Source organism: Streptococcus orisratti DSM 15617 (genome assembly GCF_000380105.1).
In the GTDB taxonomy this organism is placed as follows: Bacteria; Bacillota; Bacilli; order Lactobacillales; family Streptococcaceae; genus Streptococcus; species Streptococcus orisratti.
The window spans coordinates 62,669-68,747 of sequence record NZ_KB904504.1; the positions used below are offsets into that span (position 1 = coordinate 62,669).

Here is a 6,079-nt window from a genome sequence, read left to right on the forward strand (position 1 = left end):
GTAAGGTTTTTTTGCTATAATAGGCATATCAAAAAAGTTGGGGAAACTTATGGAAAAAACGATTTATGGGCCTTACCTTGCCTATCTTCCCTTGATATTGGAGGATTTTAGCAATCGGATTAAGCAAAAAAATAAGGAAGTTAAAGCTGAGACTGGCTACAAACTTTATGAGCATTTCATTGCTCGTATCAAGACGTCCAAAAGCATGACAGAAAAATGTCATCGAAAGGAACTGCCAGCCACTGCACAATCTGCTTTGAAGGAAATTCGTGATAGTATTGGGATAAGGATTGTGTGCGGTTTTGTAGATGATATTTACAAAATTGTAGAGATTATTCGCAATTTCGATGACTGTAGTATCGCTGTTGAAAAAGATTACATCCAAAATGCTAAGCCTAACGGCTATCGTTCTTACCACTTGATTGTGGAACTTTCAACTGATTTTCCAGATTGTTTGGGAAATGAGCGAGGATCGTACTTTATTGAGATTCAGCTGCGCACCATTGCTCAAGATTCTTGGGCTAGTTTGGAGCATCAGATGAAGTACAAGCACGATATTAAGAATCCTAAGCGAATTGTGCGGGAATTGAAGCGTTGCGCTGATGAATTAGCTTCTTGTGATTTAACCATGCAAACGATTCGCAATCTGATTCAAGAAAGTTCGGGTGATTAAGATGAAAATACTTATTGCAGAAGATGAAGTTCAAATGAACCGTGTTCTAACAACGGCTTTGACACATGAAGGCTACGAAGTTGATTCTGTTTACGATGGTCAAGCGGCTGTTGATTTAGCAAGTCATAATGCCTATGATGTTATGGTTATGGATATCATGATGCCTATTAAAACTGGTGTTGAAGCTGTTCAGGAAATCCGTCGGACGGGCAACCAGACACATATCATCATGCTAACAGCCATGGCTGAGGTTGATGATCGTGTTAATGGGCTTGATTCTGGGGCAGATGATTATTTGACAAAACCTTTTTCACTCAAAGAATTACTAGCACGCCTTCGTTCCATGGCGAGACGGGTTGACACCACTTTCACTTCAAAAGTCTTGACTGTAGGCTCTGTGACTTTAAAAGTTGGAGAGCAGGAATTGGTCAGCCACAATACTATTCGTTTGGCCGGTAAAGAGTCGAAGATGTTGGAATTTTTCATGCTAAACGTTGGTAAAAAACTGTCGACTAAGCAACTATTTAATCATGTTTGGGCTAATGAGGCTGATGAAGATGTTGATGAAGGTTATGTCTTTATTTATGTATCCTATCTCCGTCAAAAACTCAAAGCAATTGGAGCTAATGTTAGCATCCTTGGAGAAGAAGATGGTGATTATCAATTGGTAGAAATGTAGGTGTTGCCATGCTTCGTAAACTAAGGATACGCTTTATTGGAATAGCTTCTGTTGCTATTTTGATCGTTTTATTTTCTGTGGTGGGGGTCTTAAATTCAGCTCGCTATCTTCAAACACGCAATGAAATAAATCGCATTTTATCAATTTTGACGGATAATAATGGAAAATTTCCGAGTTTATCTGAAACCTCAAAAGAATTGGGGAGTAGAACATCTATGGATTCTATTTTCCAATATCGCTATTTCAGTGTGACTGTTAATGCTTCTGATGAAGTCACCTTGGTCAACACAGATAATATTTCCGATTTGACAGATGAACAGATTACTGATTACGCACAAACTATCAAAGAGTCAAAGGATGAGTCTGGAGAATTCTATTATCAAAATCATACCTATGCTTACCAAGTGAGTCAAAAGGATAAGAAAACTTTAATAGTTGTTTTGGATGCCACAAATCAGCTCAAGGATAATGAAACTTTAGTCACTCTTTCTCTTTGGATGTCAGGTGTCAGCTTTGTTTTCTTTCTCACGATTGTGACCATCCTTTCTGGTAAGGTAATTGAGCCTTTCGTCCGTAATTATGAAAAACAGCGCCGCTTTATCACTAATGCCGGGCATGAGTTAAAAACACCGCTGGCAATTATTTCAGCCAATAATGAGTTGGTAGAGCTGATGAATGGTGAATCCGAATGGACGAAAAGTACCTCGGATCAGGTTAAGCGCTTGACGGACTTAATTAACGGTTTGGTCAGTTTGGCTCGGTTGGAAGAGCAAGAACATGTGGAGCTTGTTTTATCGGATTTGGATTTTTCAGCCATTGCTGAAGATGCCGCCGAAGATTTCAAGGGACCAGTGATTAGGGATGGTAAGAAATTTACCATGGAAATTCAGCCTGACATTCACGTCAAAGCTGAAGAAAAGTCACTATTTGAACTGGTGACCATTCTGGTAGATAATGCCAATAAATATTGTGACCCTGAGGGCACAGTTACAGTCAGATTGGACAGTGTGGGACGTACACGAAAACGTGCTCGCTTAGCTATTTCCAATACTTATAGGGAAGGAAAGAACGTCGATTATAGCAAGTTTTTTGAGCGCTTCTACCGTGAGGATGAGTCTCATAATAGTAAAAAATCAGGTTTTGGAATTGGTCTTTCTATGGCGGAGAGTATGGTTAAACTTTTCAAAGGAAGTATCTCGGCCAGCTATAAAGACGATGCTATTACTTTCACTGTGATTTTGTAAGATAAGTAGCTCTTAGAAGTTACTTAGGATAGGAGAAATATCTCTTTATAGACTTTTCTCAAAAATGCTATTCTTAGGAGTCTATAAATTTCCGAATGCCTGAAACCAAGCTGTTTCAGGCCTTTTTATCACAGCGGAAAGCCTTGTTTTAGTGTTTGCTTTGTTTGTAAGAAATTCATTTTTTCTAGGGCTAATTTACTACTAATACTCTTCGAAAATCAAAACTATCCGTTGTCAACTTGCCTTGATGAACTCAAGTTCTATCGTCGGCTTCGTTTCCTAGGCTACTTTTGATTTTCATTGAGTATAAACCAGAGTTTGTCTATATTTTGAAGCAACTTTCTTGAGTTATTTTTTATTTTAGAGGTTTAGAATCGGAAAGTTTTAACTATTCTTATACGGAATAGGTTGGTTAGCCTTGACTTAGTTCAATAAGGTATATCCCTTGCCATCTATTATCAATTTTTCCAATATTTCTTTCTTTATGCTATAATGGAAATGTTTAAATTTTATATTAAGGAAATTAATGATGTCTAATTACGCAATTATTTTGGCGGCGGGTAAAGGTACTCGCATGAAATCTGACCTGCCTAAGGTCTTGCACAAGGTCTCTGGTATCACTATGCTGGAGCATGTTTTTCGTGCGGTGAGTGCTATTACTCCTGAGAAAAATGTAACTGTCATTGGTCACAAGGCAGAGTTGGTTCGTGAGGTTTTAGCTAATCAGTCTGAATTTGTCTTGCAAACAGAGCAATTGGGAACAGGGCATGCTGTCATGATGGCAGAAGAGGAATTGGCTGGCCTTGAAGGACATACCTTGGTCATTGCTGGTGATACGCCGCTGATTACAGGGGAAAGTCTAAAAAATTTGATTGACTTTCATGTTAATCACAAGAATGTCGCTACTATTTTGACAGCGACAGCTGAAAATCCTTTTGGTTATGGCCGTATTATCCGAAATGACAACGGTGAGGTGGTTAAAATTGTTGAACAAAAAGATGCATCTGCTTTTGAACAGCAAGTCAAAGAAATCAATACAGGAACTTATGTATTTGACAATAAGCGTCTTTTTGAAGCCCTGAAAAATATCAATACCAACAATGCCCAAGGTGAATATTATTTGACGGATGTTATCTCAATCTTCCGTGAAGCTAGTGAAAAGGTTGGGGCTTATGTTCTTCGTGACTTTGATGAAAGTTTGGGAGTTAATGACCGTGTTGCTCTTGCGATGGCTGAAAGAGTAATGCGCCGTCGTATCAACAAAACTCATATGCTCAACGGCGTGACTTTCCTAAATCCTGATGCGACTTACATTGATGTGGATGTGGCGATTGCTCCAGATGTGGTGGTAGAAGCCAATATCACCCTTAAAGGTCACACCAGAATTGGTGCAGAATCTATCCTAACCAATGGGACTTATATCGTTGACTCGGTTATTGGTGAGCGAGTGGTGGTAACCAACTCGATGATTGAGGAATCGGAAGTTAAGGATGGAGTGACAATTGGACCTTTTGCTCATATTCGTCCAAAGTCAGTCCTCGGTAAAGATTCCCATATAGGAAATTTTGTGGAAGTTAAGGGTTCAAGCATTGGTGAAAATACCAAGGCTGGTCATTTAACCTATATTGGTAATGGGCAAGTCGGTGACTATGTCAACTTTGGTGCAGGCACTATCCTTGCTAACTATGATGGCAAAAACAAATACACAACGACTATTGGTAATCATGTCTTTGTTGGTAGCAACTCAACTCTTGTGGCGCCTGTAACTATTGGTGATAGTGCTTTGATTGCAGCGGGTTCTGCTATTAACCAAGATGTTCCAGCAGATGCCCTAGCTATCGGTCGTGAACGTCAGGTTACTAAGGAAGGGTATGCCATCGGTAAACCCCATCATCCTTCAACAAAATAGGAAATGTAAAGTAAGGCTAAGCCTTGCTTTTTTTCTGCAACTTAGAGGAAATTTTTGCACATGGGAAGATAAGATATTGTAGTCGTCTAACTTTTTGATATACTGATAAGTAAAGGAGGCAAACCTGTGAAACTTAGATTGGAGCATATTTCAGCTGGTGAGGACGAAGTCATCATCCGTTATCGGGAAATGACCGCTCAAATAGAGCAGCTGGTCGACTTGGTGTCACAAGATCAAGCAAAGATGCTGGGGATTACTGAAAATGGGCAGAGCTATGTGCGCGTGGATGATATCTTCTACGTTGAGAGTGTTGACAGTAGAACCTTTGCTTATACGGACAAGGGGGTCTATCAGGTGACTGCGAGTTTGGGACAATTGGCAGAGCAGTACAAGAAGCGTGGCTTCTTTCGCTGTGCCAAAGCTATGGTGGTCAATATTTACAAGATTCAGTTCTTTAAGAGCCAAGCTTATGGCCGGATTGAAGCCACATTGGCAAATGACGAAAAAATTATTATTTCGCGTAAATACGCAAATAAACTCAGACAGGTCTTGCAGGAGGGAATAACAGATGAAAACTAAGTGGTGGGAAGGTTTCTTAAGTCAGGAAATTGCCAATGAATACAAGACAGCTGTCTATTGCTTTTGCGTTTATTTTTTCTATTCTGCTTACCAGCTTTTGCAGGGAAGAACAACAGCTAATATCTATTATTTAATCGAAATGGTCATTGTGACCTATGTCATCACGCAGATTCAGGTTTTTCTGTTTAACAACTTTGATGAGGCTGATAGGTTAGCAAGAAGAGAGCTGCTAGGCTTAATCGTTTGTTCCTGCCTCTATGGCCTTGTTGGACAATGGCTGAGCTGGTTTGATGGCAATCTTCTAGCAGCTGCTTGCTTTGTCATTTATGTCATGCTAGAGTATCTGACCATTTTTATTGCCAACAAAATCAAACGGAGCATTGACAGTAAGAAGCTAAATATAATGTTGGACGATTATAAGAGTCAAAGAAAGTGACAGGTGGCATATTATGTCAGAGACAAAAGTAATGAAATTAAATAATGGAGAAATGTATTACAGCGATACTGGCGAAGGTATTGTCCTTGTTTTTCTACATGGCCTTGGCTGCGATGGTCGCATGTTTTTACAGCAAATTACCGCTTTCCAGCATCAGTATAGAATCATTTGCCCTGATTTATTGGGAAACGGAAAATCCTCTATTTTAAAAGTCTCTGTTAAGCAAGTGATTGAAGAGCAGGCTGCTGCTGTGATTGCTTTACTGGATAACCTTAATATCAGAGAGGCAGTATTTTGCGGAACGTCATATGGCGGGATTGTCTGTCAGCATATTGCAGTCAGCTATTCAAATTATGTTAAAGGATTGGTTCTAGCGGATACCTTTTCTGATACGACTATTCATAGTATCAAAGAGCTTCTTAATAAAATGACTATAAGTGCTAGCTTATGGCTCTATTATTGTNGCGGCCTTCTTAAATGGTCTGTAAAATCGCAGTATAAAGGGTATCCAGAAGCACAGAGTTATATGGAGACAATTATGGGGAACCTACGCAGCAGG

The 6,079-nt window shown here is 39.5% G+C and carries 7 protein-coding genes; all 7 read left to right on the plus strand.

Going from position 1 to position 6,079, the window contains the following annotated elements; genetic code table 11:
• Positions 1 to 49: 49 nt before the first annotated feature.
• On the plus strand, positions 50 to 673 hold the full coding sequence (locus A3I7_RS0110295) for a GTP pyrophosphokinase (protein WP_018376686.1): 624 nt from the start codon (positions 50 to 52) through the stop codon (positions 671 to 673).
• A gap of 1 nt (position 674) precedes the next feature.
• Positions 675 to 1,352, plus strand: coding sequence for a response regulator transcription factor (locus A3I7_RS0110300; protein WP_026217227.1), 678 nt, complete (start codon positions 675 to 677; stop codon positions 1,350 to 1,352).
• An 8-nt stretch (positions 1,353 to 1,360) separates the two neighbouring features.
• Positions 1,361 to 2,596 (plus strand): sensor histidine kinase, encoded by a 1,236-nt coding sequence (locus tag A3I7_RS0110305; protein ID WP_018376688.1) that lies wholly within the window; start codon positions 1,361 to 1,363, stop codon positions 2,594 to 2,596.
• A gap of 529 nt (positions 2,597 to 3,125) precedes the next feature.
• Complete coding sequence (glmU, locus tag A3I7_RS0110310) at positions 3,126 to 4,505, plus strand: bifunctional UDP-N-acetylglucosamine diphosphorylase/glucosamine-1-phosphate N-acetyltransferase GlmU (protein ID WP_018375587.1); 1,380 nt, start codon at positions 3,126 to 3,128, stop codon at positions 4,503 to 4,505.
• A 126-nt stretch (positions 4,506 to 4,631) separates the two neighbouring features.
• On the plus strand, positions 4,632 to 5,084 hold the full coding sequence (locus tag A3I7_RS0110315; RefSeq protein ID WP_018375588.1) for a LytTR family DNA-binding domain-containing protein: 453 nt from the start codon (positions 4,632 to 4,634) through the stop codon (positions 5,082 to 5,084).
• Complete coding sequence (locus A3I7_RS0110320; RefSeq protein ID WP_018375589.1) at positions 5,074 to 5,520, plus strand: hypothetical protein; 447 nt, start codon at positions 5,074 to 5,076, stop codon at positions 5,518 to 5,520. Before A3I7_RS0110315 ends, A3I7_RS0110320 begins: the two co-directional genes overlap by 11 nt.
• A gap of 52 nt (positions 5,521 to 5,572) precedes the next feature.
• Positions 5,573 to 6,079: alpha/beta fold hydrolase (locus tag A3I7_RS0110325; RefSeq protein WP_425423222.1), on the plus strand; the 507-nt coding region annotated here is incomplete at its 3' end.

Bases quoted from the DNA above. Each gene is read 5' to 3' on its own strand.
- A3I7_RS0110320 (WP_018375589.1), top strand. From the start codon at position 5,074: ATGAAAACTAAGTGGTGGGAAGGTTTCTTAAGTCAGGAAATTGCCAAT.
- A3I7_RS0110305 (WP_018376688.1), top strand. From the start codon at position 1,361: ATGCTTCGTAAACTAAGGATACGCTTTATTGGAATAGCTTCTGTTGCT.
- glmU (WP_018375587.1), top strand. From the start codon at position 3,126: ATGTCTAATTACGCAATTATTTTGGCGGCGGGTAAAGGTACTCGCATG.
- A3I7_RS0110300 (WP_026217227.1), top strand. From the start codon at position 675: ATGAAAATACTTATTGCAGAAGATGAAGTTCAAATGAACCGTGTTCTA.
- A3I7_RS0110295 (WP_018376686.1), top strand. From the start codon at position 50: ATGGAAAAAACGATTTATGGGCCTTACCTTGCCTATCTTCCCTTGATA.